The 23445-nt window shown below is 46.6% G+C and carries 24 protein-coding genes and 1 other RNA gene; 14 read left to right on the forward strand and 11 right to left on the reverse strand.

What is annotated here, in order from left to right:
• Position 1: 1 nt before the first annotated feature.
• From PY479_RS04605 to pspF, 4 genes are all read right to left on the reverse strand, one after another.
• The gene (locus PY479_RS04605) at positions 2–892 is read right to left on the reverse strand and encodes an ABC transporter permease subunit (protein WP_212593746.1); all 891 of its coding nucleotides are present in this window, start codon (positions 890–892) and stop codon (positions 2–4) included.
• Positions 879–1910: an ABC transporter permease gene (locus PY479_RS04610; protein ID WP_212593745.1), complete on the reverse strand. Its 1032-nt coding sequence runs from the start codon at positions 1908–1910 to the stop codon at positions 879–881. Before PY479_RS04610 ends, PY479_RS04605 begins: the two co-directional genes overlap by 14 nt.
• Complete coding sequence (locus PY479_RS04615; RefSeq protein WP_228730482.1) at positions 1910–3484, reverse strand: ABC transporter substrate-binding protein; 1575 nt, start codon at positions 3482–3484, stop codon at positions 1910–1912. The genes PY479_RS04610 and PY479_RS04615 overlap by 1 nt, the downstream gene beginning before the upstream one ends.
• Positions 3485–3679: 195 nt before the next feature.
• A complete protein-coding gene (pspF, locus tag PY479_RS04620; RefSeq protein ID WP_212593743.1) occupies positions 3680–4765 on the reverse strand; it encodes a phage shock protein operon transcriptional activator in 1086 nt (361 codons plus the stop codon).
• Between the two features lie 178 nt (positions 4766–4943).
• On the opposite strand from pspF, the gene pspA reads away from it, so the two are divergent.
• The 7 genes from pspA (at position 4944) to ffs (ending at position 9520) form a co-directional block, all read left to right on the forward strand.
• Positions 4944–5630: a phage shock protein PspA gene (pspA, locus tag PY479_RS04625; protein WP_275483032.1), complete on the forward strand. Its 687-nt coding sequence runs from the start codon at positions 4944–4946 to the stop codon at positions 5628–5630.
• Between the two features lie 21 nt (positions 5631–5651).
• Positions 5652–5888 carry an envelope stress response membrane protein PspB gene (gene pspB, locus PY479_RS04630; protein WP_212593741.1) on the forward strand — a complete coding sequence of 79 codons (237 nt, stop codon included), beginning with the start codon at positions 5652–5654 and terminating at the stop codon, positions 5886–5888.
• Positions 5878–6273, forward strand: coding sequence for an envelope stress response membrane protein PspC (pspC, locus tag PY479_RS04635; RefSeq protein ID WP_212593740.1), 396 nt, complete (start codon positions 5878–5880; stop codon positions 6271–6273). The genes pspB and pspC overlap by 11 nt, the downstream gene beginning before the upstream one ends.
• 47 nt (positions 6274–6320) lie before the next feature.
• Positions 6321–7739, forward strand: a complete 1419-nt coding sequence (locus PY479_RS04640) for a YcjX family protein (RefSeq protein ID WP_275483033.1) — start codon at positions 6321–6323, stop codon at positions 7737–7739.
• Complete coding sequence (locus PY479_RS04645) at positions 7736–8845, forward strand: TIGR01620 family protein (protein WP_275483035.1); 1110 nt, start codon at positions 7736–7738, stop codon at positions 8843–8845. Before PY479_RS04640 ends, PY479_RS04645 begins: the two co-directional genes overlap by 4 nt.
• A gap of 110 nt (positions 8846–8955) precedes the next feature.
• Positions 8956–9264: a ComEA family DNA-binding protein gene (locus PY479_RS04650; RefSeq protein ID WP_275483036.1), complete on the forward strand. Its 309-nt coding sequence runs from the start codon at positions 8956–8958 to the stop codon at positions 9262–9264.
• A gap of 158 nt (positions 9265–9422) precedes the next feature.
• An RNA gene (gene ffs / locus PY479_RS04655) (signal recognition particle sRNA small type) lies at positions 9423–9520 on the forward strand.
• 110 nt (positions 9521–9630) lie between these two features.
• On the opposite strand, the gene PY479_RS04660 is transcribed toward ffs, so the two are convergent.
• The 6 genes from PY479_RS04660 to dinG are packed head-to-tail and all read right to left on the reverse strand — an operon-like array spanning position 9631 to position 15069.
• Complete coding sequence (locus PY479_RS04660; RefSeq protein WP_212593737.1) at positions 9631–9924, reverse strand: late competence development ComFB family protein; 294 nt, start codon at positions 9922–9924, stop codon at positions 9631–9633.
• Between the two features lie 13 nt (positions 9925–9937).
• On the reverse strand, positions 9938–10846 hold the full coding sequence (locus PY479_RS04665) for a histone deacetylase (protein ID WP_275483037.1): 909 nt from the start codon (positions 10844–10846) through the stop codon (positions 9938–9940).
• 12 nt (positions 10847–10858) lie between these two features.
• Positions 10859–11545 carry a DUF2057 domain-containing protein gene (locus tag PY479_RS04670; protein ID WP_275483038.1) on the reverse strand — a complete coding sequence of 229 codons (687 nt, stop codon included), beginning with the start codon at positions 11543–11545 and terminating at the stop codon, positions 10859–10861.
• Positions 11546–11554: 9 nt separating this feature from the next.
• Positions 11555–12217 (reverse strand): primosomal replication protein, encoded by a 663-nt coding sequence (locus tag PY479_RS04675; protein WP_275483039.1) that lies wholly within the window; start codon positions 12215–12217, stop codon positions 11555–11557.
• Entirely contained in the window at positions 12214–12984 is a 771-nt protein-coding gene (locus PY479_RS04680) for a TSUP family transporter (protein WP_212593733.1), read from the reverse strand. Before PY479_RS04680 ends, PY479_RS04675 begins: the two co-directional genes overlap by 4 nt.
• Positions 12985–12996: 12 nt before the next feature.
• Complete coding sequence (gene dinG, locus PY479_RS04685) at positions 12997–15069, reverse strand: ATP-dependent DNA helicase DinG (protein WP_275483040.1); 2073 nt, start codon at positions 15067–15069, stop codon at positions 12997–12999.
• An 84-nt stretch (positions 15070–15153) separates the two neighbouring features.
• Between dinG and PY479_RS04690 the strand changes: the two genes are divergently transcribed.
• The 7 genes from PY479_RS04690 (at position 15154) to PY479_RS04720 (ending at position 22861) form a co-directional block, all read left to right on the forward strand.
• Complete coding sequence (locus tag PY479_RS04690) at positions 15154–17517, forward strand: DNA polymerase II (protein ID WP_275483041.1); 2364 nt, start codon at positions 15154–15156, stop codon at positions 17515–17517.
• 393 nt (positions 17518–17910) lie between these two features.
• Positions 17911–18693, forward strand: a complete 783-nt coding sequence (locus tag PY479_RS04695) for a DUF3450 domain-containing protein (protein WP_212593728.1) — start codon at positions 17911–17913, stop codon at positions 18691–18693.
• Positions 18693–20048: a MotA/TolQ/ExbB proton channel family protein gene (locus PY479_RS04700; RefSeq protein ID WP_212593727.1), complete on the forward strand. Its 1356-nt coding sequence runs from the start codon at positions 18693–18695 to the stop codon at positions 20046–20048. The genes PY479_RS04695 and PY479_RS04700 overlap by 1 nt, the downstream gene beginning before the upstream one ends.
• Positions 20048–20575, forward strand: coding sequence for a MotA/TolQ/ExbB proton channel family protein (locus PY479_RS04705; RefSeq protein ID WP_212593726.1), 528 nt, complete (start codon positions 20048–20050; stop codon positions 20573–20575). Before PY479_RS04700 ends, PY479_RS04705 begins: the two co-directional genes overlap by 1 nt.
• A gap of 13 nt (positions 20576–20588) precedes the next feature.
• Positions 20589–20993, forward strand: a complete 405-nt coding sequence (locus tag PY479_RS04710; RefSeq protein ID WP_133037629.1) for a biopolymer transporter ExbD — start codon at positions 20589–20591, stop codon at positions 20991–20993.
• A gap of 1 nt (position 20994) precedes the next feature.
• Positions 20995–21615, forward strand: coding sequence for an energy transducer TonB (locus PY479_RS04715; RefSeq protein WP_212593725.1), 621 nt, complete (start codon positions 20995–20997; stop codon positions 21613–21615).
• A 1-nt stretch (position 21616) separates the two neighbouring features.
• Complete coding sequence (locus PY479_RS04720; protein ID WP_212593724.1) at positions 21617–22861, forward strand: tetratricopeptide repeat protein; 1245 nt, start codon at positions 21617–21619, stop codon at positions 22859–22861.
• A gap of 71 nt (positions 22862–22932) precedes the next feature.
• Here PY479_RS04720 and PY479_RS04725 read toward each other — a convergent pair whose 3' ends face one another.
• Complete coding sequence (locus PY479_RS04725) at positions 22933–23436, reverse strand: deoxycytidylate deaminase (protein ID WP_275483042.1); 504 nt, start codon at positions 23434–23436, stop codon at positions 22933–22935.
• Between the last annotated feature and the right edge of the window lie 9 nt (positions 23437–23445).

Here is a 23445-nt window from a genome sequence, read left to right on the forward strand (position 1 = left end):
ATCAGTTTCTCATCGGCGTCATTGCAGAGCGTAGGCCATCACCCACGAGATTGACAGACAACACGCTCAGCAAAATAGCAAATCCAGGAATTGTCACTGTCCAGGGCGCGGTCAGGAAGCTGTCCAATCCCTGCATCACCATCGCGCCCCATTCAGGTTGTGGTGCCTGAGCCCCGAGATTCAGAAATCCCAGTGCGGCGATATCCAGTATCGCCGCAGAAATCGCCAATGTGGTTTGAATAATGATGGTTTCCCACACATTGGGCATGATGACATACCAGAAAATTTGCAGTGAATTGGCACCATCCAGCCTTGCTGCCGTCACATATTCTTTTTGTAATTCTTCATGCACAGTCTGGTGGATCGCACGTACAAACTGTGGTGTCAGCGATATGCCAACTGCCCAGAACACATTTCCAAGCCCAGGGCCAGTAACCGCGACGACCAGAATCGCCATTAACAGGGACGGGATCGATAACAGTGCATCCAGTAAATGCCCGAGAATACTGGATTTTAGACCGCTCATCATCCCGGAAATAGAGCCGATGATGATGCCTGCCAACAACGCGGAACTGACAATGGCTAATGCCATGCCAAACGTCAGGCGTACGCCGTACAGCAAGCGGCTGAATATATCCCGACCTAGATCATCGGTTCCCAAGAAATGTTCGACAGTACCATTACTATTCCATGATGGCGGCAGCAACAAAGCATCGGGGTCCTGAAATTCAGCCGCAAAAGGTGCGAGGTAGTGGCCAAATAGCGCAAGCAATAATAATGCGCCCACTCCCCAAAGCCCGGTTATGGCTTGAGGCTTTGCAGCAAAGATACGCCAAACCTTTAACGCTGGAGAGGGGATGGCGTCATCTAAATAGGTTTTAGTTTGAGCCATAAAATTCCTTGCGACTTAACGGATTCGCTATGGTGTACAGTACCTCAATCAAAATGCTCAAAAACACAATGATCAAGGCCACGGCCATAATACCGCTCTGGATCACGGTATAATCACGTTGATATATGCCAGAGACCAGCCATGAGCCCACCCCCGGCCATGAAAAGATCACTTCAACAACTATCGCATAACTGGCAAAGGGGCCCAGCATCAGGCCAATGTGTTTCAACAGCGGGATTAAGGCATTCGGAAGCGCATGATGTAACACAATTTTTACCGATGATAGTCCACGGGCTTCTGCAGCACGAATATAGGTTTGATTCATCACATTGGTCATGGCGGCGCGGGTGATACGTACCACGACCGTGAAGGGGAGAACCGCCAGGGTCACTGCCGGTAAAATGATATGCAGTAATGCATCGCGAAAAGCCGCTATACGATATGGTGAATCTGATAACAGTGTGTCGAATAACATAAACCCGGTAACGGGGCGAATTTCGTACAACAAGTTAATTTGGCCTGAAATAGGCAGCCAACCTAACTTAACGCCAAACCAAAATGACAAGGTCAGCCCTAACCAGAACACCGGAATGGAATAACCGGTCAGTGTGCCGGCCATAATAAATTTCTTCAGAAATGGATGGTGGCTTAACGCGGCAATTACCCCGAGCGGCACCCCAAATACTAACGCAATAATGCCGGCGACCACGGCAAGTTCAAACGATGCGGGTAGCACTTCCAATAACTCTTCTGAAACGGGGCGTTTTGAGGTGGCCGACACGCCAAAATTCCCACTTAAGCGTTCTCCTGCATACGCGATAAATTGACGGACGCTGCCTTTATCAAGGTCGTAATCCCGCTTGATCTGCACCTCTTGCACATCTGTTGGATACTGAATGCCACTTAAGGCATAGCCAATATCGACCGGAAATAGATGCGTGGCATAAAACAATATGCCTATCAGCAATAAAGAGGTTGCAATAAACAGATTGAGGCGTCTTATCAGATAGTTGGCCATTACTGTTTCCCTCGCTCACTGACGTTATTGAAATTAATACCTCCGAAAGGCATGAGCATAATTGGTGGTGCATCATTTTCTTTCAATAACATTCGTTTGGCGTACGCAAGCGGCACTATCGGTACTTCAGCATCAATTAACTCTTCAGCTTGGCGATACAATTCAGTTCGCTCACCTTTGTCAGTGATAGTTTTGGCGCGTGAAATTAGCTGGTCATATTGGCTGTTACACCATTTGGAGCGATTACTTTTAGATTGTACCGAGCTGCAACTCAGCAGGGGAGTATAAAAGTTATCAGGATCGCTGTTATCCGCACTCCAGCCAATCAGTACCGAATCATAGTTACTGTTAGATAATCGACGGGTGAATACACTCCAGTCATAGCTAACAATATTAGCGCGCACACCAATCGCAGCAAGATCCGCCTGGATCAACTCCGCGGTTTTTTGTGAGTTGGGATTGTAAATGCGCGCCACCGGCATGGCCCAGATATCAATGCTGAGATTATGCACCCCAGCCTCTTTCAGTAATTGTCGCGCCTTTTGGGGATTGTAATGATACTCTGCTGAAGTGCCGGTATACGCCCATGATGAAGGTGGAAGGATGCCAGAGGCTTCAATTGCGGTATCTTGGTATACTGCACGTAATAAGTTTTGCTTATCAATGGCATAAGCGAGGGCTTGTCGTACTTTAATATTATCTAACGGTTTTTTGCGAGTGTTAAAAGCCCAGTAGGCTACGTTCATTCCTGGCTGGCTTTCAACGGTTAAATTATCGTGGGTGGCGACTGCGGGTAACTCCCCAGCCTTAGGTAACGCTGAAATATTACAATCCCCGATAATGAGTTTTGCCAGTCGGATGGTGCTCCTGGGCGTTATATCAAAAACCAGTTGGTCTGATGCTGGGATGGTTCCCCAATAACCTGGATTACGACGATAACGGATATAATCATTCTTCACGTAATCAACCAGCATAAAAGGACCGGTACCCACCGCCTTACTATCAATATCAGGCATCTTTCCTGATTTTTGCAGCTGATCAGCATATTCCTTTGACAGAATCACCGCAAAATCTGTCGCCATATTCGCCATAAAGGAGGCGTCGGGATAATTGAGTTCAAATCGTACTTTGTCATCACTCAATTTGACGATTCGCTTGATCAGTTTTTCGAAGCCAACACTTTCAAAAAATGGGTAGCCAGTTCGTGATATTGCATGGAATGGATTATTACTATCGATGATGCGTTCAAAAGAAAAAATTACATCATCGGCATCGAATTTTCGGGTCGGATGAAAATAAGGACGATCCTGGAAATTAACGCCGTGGCGCAGTTCAAAGTCGTACGTCAGGCCATCTTTACTGATGTTCCAGGCAGTGGCTAAGGCCGGAATAAACTCGCCAGTATAAGGATTATCATCAATTAAGCGGTCATAAATTTGATGAGAGGTCGCATCAATAGTGGTGCCTGAAGTTACGGTTTGCGGATTAAAAGATTCAGGGTTACCTTCGGAGCAATACACTAAGCCAGAGGGGACCGGCTGTGGGCCACAACCAAACAAGGTGAGTCCTAACATTGCGCACAGTAGCTGTCGTAGTGCTGCTTTATCGAGCATGAACATCCTCAGAGTTAGCTTCTTAACCAGTGAATCTCTGCAATCAGAGTTATTCGTCGGTCTGGTGTTGAGCATCAGCAGTTTCATTGCACGTTGTTAGTTATCTGGACCTAGACCGGCCATTCTAACAGTGTCAGGTTGTCTTGAGCAATTCTCTCAATTTTTGTCCAGCAAATTGTATTTTTTAAGAATACCGCGCAACTGGTGATAACTGAGTTGCAGCAGTTCAGCCGTTTTCTTCTGATTAAACTGACTGGCGACTAACGCTTTCTGAATTAACTCGACTTCAAAGGCTTCGCAGCTCTGTTTAAAGTCCACCGGAAATTCAAACTGATGGACTGCTAGCTCCGTAGGTATCTCAGCGCTTTGATGTTGCGGTGGCTCTGGCACTGTATGCACTGCAACATCTGATGGTGTGACGTTTTGTCTGGAGAGTGTTTTTATTCGCTGTTTAGGTCTGAATGGCGACTCAAAGGGATCTAACACAATTTCCCGAATCGGCTTATCTTCATTGCCGTGACGGTAAACACTACGCTCAATAGTATTTTTTAGTTCACGGATGTTGCCTGGCCAATCGTAATTCATCAAAGTGTGTATGGCACTATTGGTGAAGCCAGGAAACAGTTTCAGTTTTAACTGCTTGGCCATCCCCAACGCAAAATGTTCGGCTAGCGGTAATATATCGTCCTGACGGTAACGTAGCGGTGGCAGGGTGATCACATCAAACGCCAGTCTGTCCAAAAGATCGGCGCGAAATTCCCCCGCCTCCGCCAGAGAGGGCAAATCTTCATTGGCCGCGCAAATCAGCCGAACATCGGCAGTCAGTGTCTTACTGCCACCCACGCGTTCATATTCACCATATTCGATCACGCGTAATAGTTTTTCTTGGATTAAGCCGGAGGTGTTGGCAAGTTCATCGAGAAACAAGGTACCACTATCGGCTCGTTCAAAACGGCCTTCATGGCGAGCACGGGCACCGGTAAATGCGCCCGCTTCATGACCAAATAGTTCACTTTCAAGTAGATTTTCGCTAAGCGAAGAGCAGTTAAGTTTGATAAAGTTCTGATCCCAGCGTTGAGACAGATAATGCAAACGCTCGGCGACCAACTCTTTGCCGGTACCGCGTTCACCAATAATCAGCACGGGTTTAGATAACGGCGCCAGTTGCGACACATGTTCCAGCACTTCCAGAAAAGCGTTGGACTGGCCGATGAGATTATCTTGCTGATAGGATCTATTCACGATATTCGTTGGTCTTTAACACTAATAAGTGGTGAAATTCATGATATGTGGGTAGTAAAAATAAATAAAGAAAAACTTTATTTTCAGATAACATATTGAAATAAAACTATTTATAAAAATTGGCACGGTATCTGTATTAGAACGTCCGCAACCCACAATAATTTTTGAGGACAGGATTATGGGAATTTTTACGCGTTTCGCCGATATCATAAACTCCAATATCAGCGCACTGTTGGATAAGGCGGAAGATCCAGAAAAAATGGTACGCCTGATTATTCAGGAGATGGAAGACACGCTCGTGGAAGTACGTTCCACTTCAGCTAAAGTATTGGCTGAGAAAAAAGAGCTGTTACGTCGCATTGCTAAAATGCAAACACAGGTTAATGACTGGCAGGAAAAAGCTGAACTGGCATTAACCAAAGAGCGTGAAGATCTGGCTAAAGCTGCTCTGGTTGAAAAGCAGAAGGTTGTTACTGCTGTGCAGCATCTTGAAGCCGAGCGGGATGTCATTGAAGAGCATATTGCGCGCTTGAAAGAAGAAGTGTCGCAATTGCAGGAGAAACTGGCTGATGCTAAGGCTCGCCAGAAAACCATTATCATCCGCAAGCAGTCTGCCTCTTCTCGTCTTGAAGTTAAAAAGCAGCTGGATTCCAGCAAAATCGACAATGCTATGCTGAAATTTGAACAGTATGAGCGTCGCATTGAAGGCTTGGAAGCGGAAGTCGAAGCTTATGAGCTGGGCGGTAAGAAGAAAAACAGTTTGGATGAAGAGTTTGCTGCACTGAAAGCGGATGATGAAGTCAGCGAAGAGCTGGCAGCACTGAAAGCCAAAATTAAAGGCAAAGCTGCCAAGTCTGAAGAATAACGATTAAAGCTGAGGTGAATTATGGATATGGATCTGTTGATGGCACCACTGATTTTGTTCATGATCTTTGTGGCGCCCATCTGGTTGATTCTTCATTATCGCAGCAAGCGGCAGGTGGGTAAGGGACTGACTGATGAAGAATTTAAACAACTCAATGAGTTGATCGACAAGGCTGACAAGATGAGCCAACGTATTACCACGTTAGAGTCTATTTTGGATGCCGAGTCACCAGAATGGAGACAACGCCATGACAGATAAAAACAACGGCAAGAAGACGCTTTATCGCAACAAGCGTGATGGCAAGATTGCGGGAGTATGCGCAGGGATTGCAGATTACTTCAATCTTGAAACCTGGTTGGTCAGAGTGGCGGTGGTGTCTATCTTCTTGTTGGGTGGTTCAGCGGTCATGGTCGTTGCCTATGTTGCACTGTGGATGATCCTGGATGAGAAGCCGCAAGAATTTGAATCGGACTACCGCGAGCACGGTATCAAGAAGAAAGTCTGGCAAGCTGGCGAACCCGCAACTCAGGCACTTAGAGATCTGAATCAACGTTTTGCTGGGCTAGAAACCAAATTGCGAGATCTGGAAACTTACGTCACCTCAGAACAGTTTGAACTGAAACGTCAAATTAACAACCTGTAATCCTCGTAGAGGGCGGCCTGGCCGCCCTTTCTGTTTTTGGGAGCCTTATGAATCGCCACTGGCAGCAACTGAAAAATAAAGCATTAGAGCTGAGTTATCGCACTGCAAACCAGCATCTGCGACTGGCAGTCACAGGACTCGCCGGCGCAGGAAAAACGGCGTTTATTACGGCAATCATCAATAAGCTATTACTTGTGTCTCCCAATAACAGTAAACAACTGCCGCTTTTTTCCGTGTGTCGAGATCAGCGATTGCTGGCGACTAAACGCGTACTACAACCGGATTTACAATTAGCCAGTTTTGGCTATGAAACAGCGCTCAATCAATTACTGGCGGAAACACCGCAGTGGCCGCCGTCCACCACCAATATCAGCGAACTACGGTTAGCAATCAAGTTTCGGCCGGCGCAAGGACTGTTAGCTAAGTTTCTCAATGATACTAGTGCCACCCTGTTATTGGATATTGTCGATTATCCGGGTGAATGGTTATTGGATTTACCTATGTTGGGTCTGAGTTATCAGCAATGGTGTGATAGCGTGTGGGCCTCCATTGATAATTTCAGGTTATCTCCCTATTTCGAGGCTTTTGAGGCAAAGGTGAGTGCCTTATTGCCTGACGCTGAAGCCAGCGATGAACAGCTTGCAATGGTAGCGGCGAGTTACCAACAACTGTTGTTGGACATGGTGCAGCAGCAAGGATTTTATCTGGCACAACCGGGCAGATTGCTGTTACCCGGCGATTTGGCCGGCGCCCCTATCCTGAGCTTTTTCCCATTATTACCCCAACAACTCATGGCAGAAAAATGGGTATCTGGCTCAATTTATCGGGTACTAGAACACCGCTACCGCGAGTACGTTGCTAAAGTCGTCAAACCCTTTTATTACGACTATTTCGCTGGCTTTGACCGACAGTTGGTACTGGTGGATTGTTTTACAGCGCTTAATCGCGGTAAAGCACAATTTGAAGATATGACCCGGGCACTTAACGCCATTACCCAGAGTTTTCGGTTTGGCAACAGCAGTTTGTTACGACGTCTGTTTGCGCCCAAGATAGACAAACTGCTATTTGCCGCGAGTAAAGTGGATCAGATCACTCGTGATCAACAAGGTAATGTGTTAGCACTGTTAAATGCCATGCTGGCTCCAGGGCGAAACTTTGCCGACAGTGCTGGCTGTAGTGTTGAAACCATGGCGGTGAGTGCTATTCGCGCCACTCGTCCAGGAATGGTGAGTGATAACGAATATGGTGAGCAAGAGGTGGTTACCGGTACCCGACTCAGCGATCGCCAATATGTAACGCTCTATCCTGGTCAGGTCCCAAGGCATTTGCCGGATGAAACATTCTGGCAGCAACAAGGGTTTCACTTCTGTGATTTTGCGCCACCTAAAGTGGATAGTGCCGAGGACTTTGAACACGTGCGTCTCGATCATTTGCTTGAGTTTTTGTTAGGGGACAAACTGCAATGACGTCAAAACAGAAAATGCAGTCAAACGAAAACGCTGCACAGCCTTTAACACAGCAAACAACCGAGCAGGATAATCTTCGTCCATTTCGTGAGTATCAGCAGACTACCCAAGTGACGTTTGAACCTACTGCGACAGTTCTGCTACCGGTAAAGGATACCGCCGATGCGGATGAGATACTTGCGCATCATGCCAAAAAGCAGGCTTCTATTGGAACCTTGCTCAGACCCAAGAAATTATCACGGCTGGCAAAACTCGCGCTATCGGGACTGCTAGCAGCCGTCGTTGTGCAAACCGGATTGGGGCTAGCTGACGCCTGGACCCAAAGCCCTTGGCTATTTGGCTTCTACAGTACGGTTATCGGGGTGGTGTTGTTATGGACCGGTGGGATTACCCTGGCTGAATGGCGACAGCTGAAAAAATTGAAACAGATGGAGGATGACAGGGTTATCGGGGCACGTTTACTCGGCAGTATGCAGATGGGCGAGGCCCTGCCGTTTATTCGGGGAATTACCGCCTCAATGCCTTCTTCTGCAGTCGCAGAGATCCGCGCGTTGGAAGCGGCATTATCACCGGAACAGAATGATGCGGAACAGGTGCGTTTATTTGACACTATTGTGCTGCGCCAACGAGATCAAGCGGCGAAAAAAATTGTGCGTCATTTTGCTGCTGAGTCGGCGTTACTGCTGGCGATTAGCCCGTTTGCCGTGTTAGACATGGCCTTAGTGTTGTGGCGCAACCAGAAGATGATCAGTCAGATAGCCGAGAGTTATGGTATCAAACTGGGTTACTGGAGCCGTATCAGGCTCTTTCGCGGGATTGTGCTCAATATCCTTTATGCCGGTACAACGGAACTTGCGATGGATATCGGCAATCAATTGTTGTCTGTTGAATTGACTGGCAAGTTATCCGCCAGATTAGGGCAGGGGCTCGGCGCGGGGTTACTGACTGCCAGACTCGGATATCAGGCGATGGCACTATGTCGACCGCTAGCATTTGATGATAAACAACGACCGCGTTTGTCGGGTATTCATAAAGAATTACTGCAAGAGCTGCAACAACTTCGCCAAAAAGCCAAGCAGGCGACTGAAGATAACGAAGTATCCTAAGTAGTAAATTTAGATTTGGCTAATTTTTGAACGTTTACTACACTTCTCCATGGGCTAGGGATATATGGAATTCGGCCTGATTTTTACGGATATCTAAATGGAGAATCAATATGAAACGCTATCTGAAAACGGCGGCAATGGCGGTTGCCATGCTTGCACCAATGTATATTTTTACATCCTATGCAGAAACTGTTGCTCCGGAAGTTGTTAAGCAAGCAGAGCAGCTACAAAAAGTAAATGTTAATACTGCCAGTGCTGCTGAGTTGCAGCTCCTTAAGGGGATTGGTGAAGCAAAAGCCAAGGCAATCGTGGAATATCGGGAAACCAACGGCAAATTCGCGTCCTTAGAGGATTTGACCAAAGTAAAAGGGATTGGCCCGAAATTCATTGAAAAGAACGGCCACTTGTTGTCATTGTGATACGACCAGGCTTAGTAAAAATAAAAAAGTCCGTGATTGCGGACTTTTTGTTTATCTAATCGTCAGTTACTTCAGTTGCCGGTATTTATCCTTGATCCCTAGGGTTCCTTCGGAGATAATCCACGCCGTTGCAGTAACGCTGCAAATCAGTGGCGACCCCAGGGTCCCCCCGCAATGATAACTCGTGAACTCGGCCAGGCCCGGAAGGGAGCAACCGTAGCGAGCGATTCATGTGCCGGGGTGTTGGCTCTGGGGGAGCCTCCAATCTTTCTTATAATCAAAGAGCTACCTCAGAAAAACATCGAGTCGTACACTTGGTGGTACATTTCATGAGAAATTGTTCAGTTAAATCTAACTAAAAGCCGTCTAGCTCATCGATGATGATTCAGTTGTCTTGCCGTCTTTGGCTAATTTAGATTTCAAAAAGGCTCTGGATTTTTCCAGTGCTGAGTAGATTTCTCGGCGCATCTGTTCTTGTTCACCAATATCATCGTAAAAATAAGTATCTACCAGATGGTGGATATAGCGCACGGGCAATTGGTTTAACGTAATACACGCAAGATCCGCCAGATAGTTTTCAGGAAGCTCCTCTAGCAGCCCTTCATCAGACAGAATTTCCATCAGTAGTACTTCGTAGTAATTGCGGATATCCAGTTGCATTCACTGTTCTCCTTCAGTTTGCAAAGCATTCAGCGGCGGCAAGATATAACTGACTGTGTCTAGAGATTAATTGTAGAGTGTCGTGGCAATATCCGCCTCCACTGACGCACACAATTGGGATCTCCTTGGCAGCAGCAAGCCCTAATATCCATTTATCGCGCAGATAGATGTCTTGCGTTGTTAGGTTTAACAGACCCAATTCATCGTCTCGATGAACGTCGACACCAGCATCATAAAAAATAATCTGTGGCTGATGACGATGCAATATCCAAGGTATCGATTGCTGAAGTAACTCAAAATACTCTGAGCCATTACTGTCAGGTGGTAGTTCAAGGTCGTAGTGTGATTGTTGCTTACGTGCAGGAAAATTTTTTGTGCAGTGAATAGAGCAACTGATGATGTCATCCCGCCCAGCCGTCATATTGGCAGTTCCATCGCCTTGATGGACATCGCAATCAATGATCAGCGCGCGGTCGACTGTTCCTTGACTGATTACGCTAGCAGCGGCAAATACCAGATCATTAAAAATGCAATAGCCACTGCCAAAGTCGCGATAGGCATGATGATAACCGCCGCTAATTTGCATGGCTATTCGCTGTTCTAGTGCTTGCTGCGTAGCAAGTAGTGTCCCTCCCAACGAATGTAAAGTACGCCTTACCAAAGCTTCACTCCACGGGAATCCAATACGTCGCATTTTTTCTTTGGGAAGTGTGCCATTGATAAACTGCTGGATATACTCAGGATCATGAACCAGACATAGCTGAACCGGCGCAATAGCTGAGGGCGACATTATTTGAAAGTGATGGCAAATATCACTTTGTTGTAACCAGTGGAACAGCGCCTGATATTTGCCAATCGGAAAGCGGTGGTGGGGGGGTAACGCCAGCGTTGAGTAGCTGGCGTGATAGCTGACCGGGATCAAAATAGCAAATCATTACAATTGCTTGATAGCCCAGCTCATAAACTCTTTTCGGGTTGCCGCATCAGCATGCAACCACCAGTATTGCAGCATTTGGCCGGCATGTGCTGAGTCTGTCTGACTCGCTGGAGTCTGTGCCGCGGGTTCGGTTACTGGGGTTGTCATGGCCTCAACTTCTGTTGGTTGTTTGATAGGCGCAGTGGGTAACTCCTTTCCTGCGGTGACGGCTACAGAAGCAGAGTCAACATCAACACCAGTATCCGTGCCTAAAAGTTTACTCATAAAGGAATCTTCTTTCAGTTGGGTCTGTACGATACTGTAATCGACTGCGCCACCATCTTTACGTTTGATAATCACTTCAGGCGCCTTGGCATATTTTGGTGGTGCTACAATTTTGCTTTTCGGCAGCAGAATATATTGATGATCGCCGCTGGTATTCAGTGTCACGATGAAGGGTGATGACTTTACAAAATTAGGGCTTTCGCTAATCCCATCATCGTATACATCACTGTAGCGGATCGCGATTTTGTGTTCGCCGTCAGACAGGGTAAGGTCTGCTTTATGTGTAAAATGGTTAGTCTCGACTTCTTGTCCATCCAGAGCCAAATATTCAAAAGACATGGGAATATTGAGGTTGGCCGCCAATACGGAAGATGAGCTAAGAAGCGCAAACAGCGCTGAAGCGGTAACAGTTAATTTCATTGTTGCTCCTTAACGATGGTTATTTTGCTGCGGGCGTTCGAACGTTTGGATGCGATCTTCAATATAGCTGATGGCCTGGCGGCACTTGCCCAAACGGCGGTGCATCAAAAGCAGGTCATTCTGGACCGCAATTTTTGCAGTACTATGACAGGTGTCTAGCTGCGATTGCAATTGTTCAATTTTGAATAAAATTTTCTTCTCCCAATTCAGGTGCTTATTCAGTTCGTCGTACAACTTATGGCTGCTTGACATCACCTGACTGGCAATCCAGTTGAAGCCGCTCTGTTCGTGGTGCAAGGACTGCTTTTGCTGGAAATATCGTTGTTTACTCAGTTTTTGTTGCTGCTGTTCTTTGACATCTATCGCTGTGGTTGCCATAGCCCTCTTTAGTGCTGAAAAGCGATCCTGAATTTTTTCACAGGTCCTGCTGACCGTCGCTGCTGACATCTGTAATTGCAGCTGTTTTTCTAATTGGTTGATATTGTCTCGGAGTTGTTGCACACAAGGTGCGAGCTTGGCGCCATTCTGATGAAATAGTTCATCATTGAAGCGTTCAAGATGGGCCAGTAATTTGTTGTCCTTGGCGGGGAGTGATGCATCGTGTTGCAATACTTGTTGTTCCAGCTGCACCAACTGTTCACGCAATTTGCTTACCAGTTGTTGTTGGTTCATAACCAAGCACTCCAGGTGAGATGTAACGCCATTGCCATGACCATGGTGATAAACAGTGGTCGAATAAACGGCAGGCCAAAGCGAATCGCTGAATGGGCACCCACAAAGGAGCCAAGCATCATGCTAAGTCCAAGCAATAATCCAATAGCAAGGTCAACTTTGCCGAGCAATAAGAACACGGTTAGCGCAGTAGTATTACTGGCAAAGGTCATTGCTCGTGATAAAGCGCAGCTTTTAAGAAATGACAGCTTATGGAGTGTTTTTGAGCTGACTATCCAGATCGCGCCAATGCCAGGGCCTGCGAAACCATCATAACCGCCGAGGATTAACCCCTGAAGGATCTTATGGCTGCGTTTAGGATGTTCTTCGTCTAAAGCTGGTTTGTCTTTCAGTGCCTTTTTACTCAACAGACTGTATAGCGCGATGATGATGATCAGCAATGGTAGTAGCTTTTCAAGCCAAGACGTATCTACCAGATAGACTAAAATGCTGCCACATAGTGCACCAATGGCGGTCGCCACAAAACAGGAACGCCAGAGTTTGGGTTGCAACAGATGCTGTCGGTAGTAAGTGTAAGCCGCCATTGAAGAGCCAAAACTTGCTGCCAGCTTATTGGTACCCAGTGCAAGATGTGGTGGCATCCCGAGTGTCAGTAGTGCGGGGATAGACAACAGCCCACCACCACCAACTACCGCATCAATAAAGCCAGCAATTAACCCAACAATGGCTAACAGCAACCAGCTTCCTGAATGTGCAACTATTTCCACAAAATTCCCGGCTTATTCAATAACGCGGCGGTAGGGCGGTAAGGCGTCGAGCAGTGCTTTACCGTAACGTTTGCTGACCAGCCTGCGATCAAGGATGGTAATTCGGCCATAGTCTTCCTCTTTTCGCAGCAAACGTCCACAACTCTGGACTAGCTTGCGGCTGGCATCGGGAATCGTCAATTGTAGAAAAGGATTACCTCCTTTCAGTTTGATATATTCCGAATGTGCCTGTTCCACGGGGGAAGTGGGCACAGCAAAAGGGAGTTTAGTGACAATGAGATTGGTCAGATAATCACCGGGCAAATCCAGACCTTCGGAGAAGCTGCCCGTGCCGAATAAAATGCTGGGTTGGCCGCTATCACAACGCTGTTTATGCGTTTCTAGCAACAGTTGTCGCGGCGCACTGCCCTGAATAAGCGGCGCAACCGGTAATTTGTCTTTGAGTAACTCGGTGACTTTTTCCATTTGCCAGTAAGAAGCAAACAGCACTAAGGTTGCCTGCTCTTCTTCGACCAAGGCTTTAATCTGTTGCGCCAGTTCGTCCGTATAGGCATCATCCGCGGGCTCAGTCTGCATTTGTGGTAAAAACAGTGTCGCGTTATTGGCAAAATCAAACGGTGATTGTAGCGCCAGATAGCGACTACCATCATTGAGCGATAATCCCACCTGATAAGTGAAATGTTCAAAACTGTTGAGCGCACGCAGCGTGGCGCTGCAAAGTACCACGCCGGCAGCTTTTTCCCACAGCATGTTTTCCAGCATAAAGCCCACTTCGATGGGGGATGCACTGCAAAGATAGTCAGGCTGTTTACCGCTAATCACTTCAATCCAGCGGGCAAGGGGGGCTCCTTTCGGATTGTCTTCCCGCGCCATCATTTTCCAAAGCTTCTGCAGGTTTTCCAGCCGTTGCAGCATAAAACCACATTCAGTAAGTAAGGCTTCGGCCTGATGTTTGGGGATCTCACCGTCTTTAAAACTTTCATTCAGTAGCAATTGCATCTTATTGAACTGTTTGAGTGCATCGCTACTGGCGGTAGCCAGGTTTTCCGCCAGGATCAATAAGGCTCCTGGCAATTTGCCATGCTCAAAGCGCCAGCGTTGATCTTCATTGGCAAACAGCTTGGGTTGTGTTTCGCAAAAATGTGCCACTTTATTGAGTAATGACGTGAGTTCCTCAACGTGGTCCATCATCGCCTGTACTGGCGCGATGATATTGTTACTCTTTATCTGTGTTTGCAGCTTCCCGGCGAGTTTGCCTATTTTCTCCAGCCAGTCAGCAGCACCTCGCACAGGCACTTGGGCGCTGGAAAAGTCCCGCGCCACAATTGGCAGGTGATGGGCCTCATCAACAACATAAAAAAGATTTTCTGGTTCTGGTAGAATCACCCCGCCACCGAGTTCTAGATCGGCAAGCAGCAGACTGTGGTTGGCAATTAACACATCCCATTCCTCAATATCTTCTCTGGCTTTGTGAAACGGGCATTTTGCGTGGTTGGCCAGTTGCTTATGACAACTGTGTTTATCTGAGGCTATCTGTTGCCAAAGGTGATCCGGTAATGGGGTTTCTAGGGTATCCCATTCGCCATTCCAGCGTCCGGCGCGGTAATCCTGCAGTAACTGTTGCAGTGACTGTATTTGTGATTGATCCGGCTTGGTTTGCCACATTGCCATCTGACCCGTGCTGCTTTCGCCAATCAGCATCTCCAGCTTTGCCAGACAAACATAACGCTGCCGCCCTTTTACCAGGCCGAATTTAAAATCGATGCCCGAGTGCTGTAAAAAGAAGGGGAGGTCTTTGTGCAGCAACTGCTCTTGCAGTGCCACGGTTGCGGTGGAGATACAGACTTTTTTCTTGGATGCCAATGCCAGCGGAATGGTGCCCAGAATATAGGCCAACGATTTACCAATACCTGTACCCGCTTCAATCACTATGATGCGGCGCTGCTTATCGTATTCCCCTGCCAACGTTTTGGAGATTTCTGCCACCATATAATTTTGTTCCCGGCGGGAGCGGAAATTGGGTAGCGCGCTGGATATCGCCTTATAAATCTCGCGGATCTGGTTTTTTACATTGGCAGCAAGCATTGAATGGATCCTGGAAAATAATCCTGTATATATTAACAGTAATTTCTTATGCTAATAAACCTTTAATGTCAGCGGACGTGTTTTATGCCCACCAGCGGTTTCACTACAGTCAAAGGCAGAATTCTTACTCGGCAGACATTGCCAGCCACAGATGGGATGTGCCTGCGTTACTGCTTGAAGACCGATTCAGGACCGCTGACGGTGGACGTCCCTGGCGAAGCTCAGGTGGCTTTTGTTCCGCAATTTGCGGTCGCCGCCATTGCCCGCAGATTCCCGTCTGTCACCTGTCGTCATTTGCCGATGAAGGACTTTCAGCAGCAACCCGTAGCTGCTGTATATTGCCACAACCGCAAACAATTTCGTGAGCTACAACGTTGGAGCCGGGAACAGCAAATTGCGCTACATGAAGCAGAAATTCGTCCACACCAGCGCTATTTGATAGAGCGTTTTATCGCTCTGGATGCCGAATTTTTTGGCTGTTTTAATGAGAATAATGCAGCTCATTTTGTTGCCAGTAAAGCTCGACCTGCGACATTGGCCGATGATGTAGCACTTAATGTTGTGTCATTAGATGTGGAGTGCAGTTTCAATGGCGAACTGTATTCCGTTGGCTTATATGGTGAGAATGACCAAGGCGTACTGTTGCGCAAAGTGATAATGGTTGGTCAAGCTCATGGTAGTGAGGACTGGATAGATTGGGTTGCAGATGAAAAGCACTTGTTAGAAGCTTTGGTTGCCTGGTTCGCTGCATGGCAGCCAGATGTCATGCTTGGCTGGTCGGTAGTGGCCTTTGATCTAGCGCTGTTATGGCGCCGTTTTGCTTTTTATAACATTCCTGCCGCGCTTGGCCGTGATGGCGCCTTGCTGGAGTGGTTGGTTGAAGGTAAATTCCGACCGGAAACATTGCTGTTGCCTGGCATTGTTGTGCTTGATGGCATCGATTGGCTCAAAGCGGCATTTTATAAATTTGAACGCTATTCACTGGAACATGTGTCGCAACAGTTGTTGGGTGAGGGCAAGGATATACAGGATGTCGATAATCGTGGGCAGGAAATCACCAGACTTTTTCAGGAAGATAAGCTGGCACTGGCTCGTTATAACCTTAGTGACTGCCGACTGGTGTGGCAGATCTTTGCTAAAACCCATCTGCTGTCATTCGCTATCGCCAGAGCGCAACTCACTGGGCTGGAGTTCGGCCGGGTAGGGGCGTCAGTCGCCGCTTTTAATAACCTGTATTTGCCGCATCTGCATCGCGCTGGATATATCGCACCAGCTGAACCTGTGAGTGATGGCTTGGAAAGTCCGGGCGGCTATGTGATGGACTCTATCCCTGGTCTTTATCGCGATATTCTGGTGTTGGATTTTAAAAGTCTGTATCCCTCTATTATCCGCACGTTTTTGATTGATCCGCTTGGGATGATCCTCGGCTTAGCGCAGGAACCCAGCGAAACCGTAGATGGTTATCGCGGTGCTCGGTTTTCCAGACAGCACTTTATTCTACCTAAATTAGTGGCGAAACTGGCTCAAGCTAGGGAACAAGCAAAGCAGCAGAAAGATGCGCCGTTATCACAGGCGATCAAGATCATCATGAACTCACTTTATGGCGTGCTGGGGTCTCGAGGCTGCGTGTTTCACGACGCCAGACTTGCCAGCTCTATTACCATGCGTGGTCACTGGATCATGCAGACCACTAAGACTTGGATTGAAGAACTAGGCTATAAAGTCATCTATGGCGATACTGATTCCACCTTTATCTGGCTTGGCGACAAACATGGTATCAAAGAGCCCGAAGACTTTGGCATCAAGCTTGCCGCTGACATCACCGAAAGATGGCGAGACTATATTAAACAAGCCTTTGGACTGGAATGTGCGCTGGAATTGGAGTTTGACAGCCATTATCAACGCTTTTTGATGCCAACGCTGCGAGGTTCTGTTGAAGGTTCTAAGAAACGCTATGTAGGGGCCGTACGTGGTGTAGATGGTGAACTGGAGCTGATCTTCAAAGGTATGGAGCAAGTTCGCAGTGATTGGAGCCCCCTCGCTAAACGCATTCAATACGAACTTTATCAACGCCTATTTAACGATCTTGATGTTACCGAATATTTGTCCGAACAAGTAGAACTTTTACAGCAGGGTAAGCTGGATGATGAATTGGTTTTCAGTAAACAGCTGCGTCGCTCAGTAGATGCCTACCAGTCAAACGTGCCACATGTAAAAGTTGCACAGTTGCTAGTCAGTGCATTTGACGATTCGTCCTATGGCAAAAAGGGACAACGGGTTGAGTATGTTATTACCGTTAACGGTCCTGAACCGGTTGAGTTAACACGTTCCGCAGTGGATTACCTCTACTATCTCGAAAAACAGATCAAGCCTATCGCAGAGCCTGTTCTCACATTATTAAATATGTCGTTTGATTCGATAATCTTAAAACAGATGATGTTGATCTAAAAAGGTGTCAATCGGTCTTTTAATATCATTAAAAATCTAAGTTTGACTGAATAACAACCTTTACACAAAAATTATATAAGCAAATGTTAAATTTTGCTTGTTAATCCGATCTCGGATAAAACACGATGGCGCGTTGAAGACCTTTTAAACAGGAGTATTTGATCGTTTTAATCGCTGTAAATTTTCACTACTTTTTAGCTCTCCGATTAGTTGACACCGGTCAACATTTTATGAAATGATTCCTGCGGGTCTATGCCTTTATAAGGTATAGAAAGGGAAGAAAAATCTAACAATCACAAGAGAAAGATGTACTTATAGGCAATAAAAACTGAGTAAAAAACAGTAATTGTCGATAAGTTACCCTGTTTATTCACTTCAAATTGGTTGGGAACTATGTCCAAGGTAAGCAATAGAACCAAAATCGCTTCTGCGCTTGTTGGCGCGCTGGCGTTAGCCAGCAGCAACTTAGTTGTTGCCGATCCTCTTGCCGATGCCCAAAAAGCAGCCACTCAGATTCATTCTGAGGCTGCGGCGTCTCAAAAGAAGGTCGATAAATATTTCGATCAGGCTCAGGATATGCTGTTTGAATACTCAAACGTGGCAGACCAGCGTGAATCTCTGAAAGCCTACAACGACTATCTGGCAACTCTGGTTGCAGATCAGGACAATACTATGAAAGGCATTCAGGACGACATTAATGGCGTAGATAAACTGCGTCAGGGTGTTGTTCCTCTTATGTTCAAGATGGTAGATGGACTGGAAAAATTCGTAGCGCTTGATCTTCCTTTCAGAAGTGAAGACCGCCACGCTCGCGTAGAAAACCTGAAGAATCTGCTGAACAGCGCCGATGTTACATTGGCCGAAAAATTCCGTATGATTCTTGATGCCTACAGCATCGAACGTGACTACGGCAACTTCGTAGACGTTGAAACCGGTAAACTGAACCTTGATGGTAAAGAAGTACTGGTAGACTTCTTCCGTTTGGGCCGCGTAGCTCTGTATGCACAGAGTCTGGACCAGAGAACTGCTTGGATGTACAACACCGAAACTAAGGGTTGGGATAAGCTGGATGACAGCTATCTGCGTGACATCACTAAAGGCATTCGTATTGCTCGTAAACAAGGAGCAATGGACCTGTTCGCGTTACCAATTCCAGCTGCGGAGGCTGCTAAATAATGAAGAAGTTAATCGCTACAGCGCTGGTTGCTGCAAGTTTCTCTCTGGCCTCTGGTATGGTTAGCGCTGCTGACGCGCCAAAGACTATTGATCAGTTGCTGCAACAAATCAAAACTGAACGTGCCGATCAGGGTAAGATTAACGCCAAGCGTGAAGCTGAATTCCAAGCTGAACGTGGTGATAAAGCTGCTCTGTTACAGCGCGAAAAAAATGCTCTGGCTGCTGAGAAAAAACGCGGCGAAGATTTGAATAAACAGTTCACTGACAACGAGCATAAGATTGCTCAGTTGCAAGATGATCTGAAAACTGCTCAGGGTGACTTGGGTGAAATGTTTGGTGTTGTAAAAGGTGAAGCTGGTGATTTCGCTGGTAAACTGATCAACTCCAACGTAAGTGCTCAATATCCTGGCCGCGATAAATTCATCGCTGATCTGGGTGCTCGTAAGCAGCTGCCAAAAATTGAAGAACTGGAAAAGTTCTGGGAACAAGAGCTGTTTGAAATGAGCCAAGGCGGCAAAGTCGTCAAGTTCAATGGTTCAGTTACTGATATTGATGGTAACGTACAACAGACTAGTATCACTCGTATCGGCGCATTCAACCTGATTGCTAATGGCAAATATGTTGTATGGAACCCTAACCTGAACCTGATCCAGGAACTGTCACAACAGCCAGAAGGCTACATGGTTAGTGCAGCAGCTGATTTTGAAAAAGCTACTTCAGGAACTGCTAAGGTTTACATCGATCCGGGTCGTGGCGCACTGCTGAACATCTTCACCCAGAAAGCAAGCTTGGAAGATCGTATCGAATCTGCAGGTATTATCGGTTACATCATCATTGGTGTGCTGGTGCTGGGTCTGTTGATTTCTATCGAGCGTATCATCACTCTGACTATCATTGCTGCCAAAGTTAAAGCTCAGGCCAAAAACATTGATAAACCAGGTAACAACGCACTGGGCCGTATCCTGAAAGTTTACTTCGACAACAAAGATGTCGATGTCGAAACTCTGGAACTGAAACTGGACGAAGCCATTCTGAAGGAAACTCCTGCTCTGGAAGCTCGTATCTCCATTCTGAAAGTAATGGCAGCTATCGCTCCTATGCTTGGTTTGTTGGGTACTGTAACTGGTATGATTGCAACCTTCCAATCTATCCAGTTGTTCGGTACTGGCGATCCAAAACTGATGGCTGGTGGTATTTCTATGGCTCTGGTAACAACTGTTCAGGGTCTGGTTGCAGCATTACCATTGATGCTGGCTCATGCTTTGTGTGTAACTCGTAGTAAATCTGTTGTTCAGATTATTGAAGAACAGAGTGCTGGTCTGATAGCACTGCATGCTGAGAAGAGGGCTGACTAATGATGCTATACCTGATGGACGTTTGGGCAACCGTCAGGGGCTTCATGGCCGCCGGGGGTAATATCCTCTGGTTGGTAGCGTTTGTGCTGTTCCTTATGTGGGCATTGATGCTTGAGCGTTATTGGTACGTCAATTGGATCGCGCCAAAAATCCACAAGCAAATTATTGCCACATGGAACGCCAGAGAGGACAGACATTCTTGGTATGCACATCGCATCCGTGAGGCCTGGGTATCCCAGGCAACTCAAGAGATCAGAGCTCGTATGCTGATTATTAACACCCTAGTTGCTATCTGTCCGATGATCGGACTGTTAGGGACTGTGACAGGGATGGTTTCAGTATTCGACGTGATGGCAGTTCAAGGGACGAGTAACGCTCGTCTTATGGCTGCGGGTATTTCATTAGCCACTATGCCAACTATGGCTGGGATGGTTGCAGCGTTGTCAGGAGTGTTTTTCAGCACTCGTCTCGATGCCAAGATGAAAGTCCGCATGGAAAAGTTGAAAGACAGACTGCCTCAGCACTAGAGAGAGATTTAACATGGCACGTAAGAAGCATTCCAGTATAGACGAGGAAGCGCAGATCGATATGACCCCGATGCTCGACATCGTGTTCATTATGTTGATCTTCTTCATCGTAACTACGTCGTTTGTGAAGCCATCTGGTTTGGATTACAACAAACCTCAGGCTGCACATGCGACCTCTAAGCCGTCGGCCAACATCTTTATCGGCGTCAGTAAGACTGGCGTGATCATGATGGAAAACCGTCAGGTAGATATTGAACGGGTGTCAGCAAACGTTGAACGAATGCTGGCTGAGGCTCCTGAAGCCGCAGTATTGATTCAAGCCGACAAAGAAGCCAAACATGGCTTAGTGGTTCGTGTTATGGATCAGGTTAAGGCTGCTGGCGTAGATAAGATCTCGGTATCTGCGGGGAAAGACTGATATGTTTAGAGCACTAGTATCTATCATTATTGGTGCTGCTGTTACATTTGGTCTGTTTTGGTTTATGGCAACTCTGGTTGGTGGCGGCGCTAAACGTGCCGACACCTCCTCTGACTCGCCGGTCATTGAGATCACAATGGATAAGCAGGACTCTCAGGCGCAGAAAAAGGTCAGAGAAACACCTAAACCACCACCACCACCAGAGCAACCGCCTCAGATGGATGACACTCCACCTGACGACTCTTCCAATATTGATACTTCTATGAATTTCAGTTTTGGAGCAGTTGCATCAGGCCCAGCAAGCACAGGCTTTAAGCTGGGTAACATGATGACTCGTGATGGTGATGCCACTCCTATCGTGCGTATCGAACCACAGTATCCTATTGCTGCGGCTCGTGATGGTAAGGAAGGTTGGGTACAACTGAGTTTCACTATTACTGAAACCGGTGCTGTTGATGATGTTCAAGTCATCAACGCTGAACCTAAACGTATCTTCGATCGTGAAGCGATTCGTGCGCTGAGAAAGTGGAAGTACAAACCAAAGATTGTTGACGGCAAGCCCCAGAGACAACCTGGTCAGAAAGTTCAGTTGGACTTTAAACTGAATAAAGGAGGCAACTAAGATGCATAAAGTGACAACGCTTGCTGCAGCTTTACTGCTAACTTTTTCTGGCAGTGTGATCGTTAACAGTGCAATGGCAGCTGAAAAGTGTCCGATTGATTCTCGCCAGTCCAAGGCTGTCGGTGAGTCTGCTGCGCGTAAAGTTCAGAAGGCTTTTGAAGCTTATCAAGCCGGCAAGCTGGACGACGCTATTGCAACGCTGTTGGAAGCTGATCCACGTGGTGATTTTGATAAGGCATATATTGCTCGTATGTTAGGTAACTTCTATGCAGAAAAAGGACAGATGGATAAAGCCATCAAATACCTTAAGTCTGCGGTTGATGCCGACGTTTTGGGTGGTGTAGACCATGCTGCGACCTTGAAGCTGTATTCTGACTTGCTATTGCAAGAGAAGAAGTACAAGGAAGCAATCAGCTATTACCGCAAGTGGATGGATTTCACATGTAAGAAAGATGCTGTCGTTTACCGACGTATGGCTATTGCTTACACTGAAATGCAGCAGTGGGATAATGCACTGAAGACAGTCGATGAGGGGATATCCGTCATGGATAAACCCGATAAGGGACTGTATCAGCTTAAGTTTCAATCACTGTTCAACCTGAAAAAGTACAAGCAGGCTGTGGGTGTTCTTGAAACCATGGTGCCATTGTTCCCTGATGATCAGCGTTTGTGGGTACAATTAGCGCAGCTCTATCTGTTGACAGAAGACTATGATCGTTCTCTGGCTACTTATGAAATCGCCTATGCTGGCGGATTCCTCGAAAAGCCTGACAACATCATTCGTCTTTGCCAGTTGTTAGCGCAGAAGGGTTCTCCTTATCGTGGTGCTCTGATTCTTGAAAAGCATATCAAGAGTGGATTAGTGCCTAAGGATGAAAAGAACTTGTCAATGATGGCAGGGTTCTTCCACCAAGCTAAAGCGCTAAAACAAGCTGCGACTTATTACGACCAGGCTGCGTCAATATCGAAAGATGGCAAATTGTATCTGAAAGAGGGACGTATTTTGTCTCTGGATCAGCAATACAAAGCGTCTATTCCGGTACTTGAAAAAGCTTTGAATGCTGGTCTGGATAGCCCAGGTGAAGCACAGTATGAGTTGATGTTGTCTTATCTAAACTTGAAGCAGTATAAAGAAGCATATCGTTATGCTGAATTAGCAGCTAAAGATAAGAAAACCGCTAAAAGCGCAACTAACTATATTGCGTACATCAAAGAAAAAGCTCGCATCCATAAGATTTCTCTGTAAATCCGAATGGTTAGCAAAAAGCCCCTGTTAAGGGGCTTTTTTTATGCGCGTAACGATTAAAAAAATAGGCATTACTGGACTCTGATCATAATTGGTAATTTTTCGTTTCCGGCTTTAATACAGCGGCCTTCTGCCTCAATAAATAGTGCCTCAGGTTTTACCTCAGTAGAAGGTTGGCATAAACACGCAGCGATGCGGTAATCAAATCCAACACCATGATGCTGCCGATATTCTCCTGAAAATTCTTCTAGTTGTTCCGTAATCCTTTCTATTACGGTTTGAGTGCCAATTTCATCGGTGTTAAATAATCCCACGGCAAATAACGTTTGATTCAATCTTGCGAGTAGGTCAGTGGTTCTTAATAACGATGCTTGAATGCGCCCGGTAAAAAAATCCAGCAGATGTGGTCGATTGATCATTCCAGGTAACAGTGGCGACAGATACAATAAAGCCAGCGTCTGTTGATCGCGTAAATGCCGGTACCATTCGCGGTTAAACACTTCCATAAAATATGTCTGGTTGTAGACACCGGTTTCTGGGTCTCTAAAGCCGGAATTGCTGAACGAATAAATCATGAAGCTGTA

The sequence above is a fragment of the Shewanella sp. A32 genome (assembly GCF_029167175.1).
GTDB classification, from domain to species: domain Bacteria; phylum Pseudomonadota; class Gammaproteobacteria; order Enterobacterales; family Shewanellaceae; genus Shewanella; species Shewanella yunxiaonensis.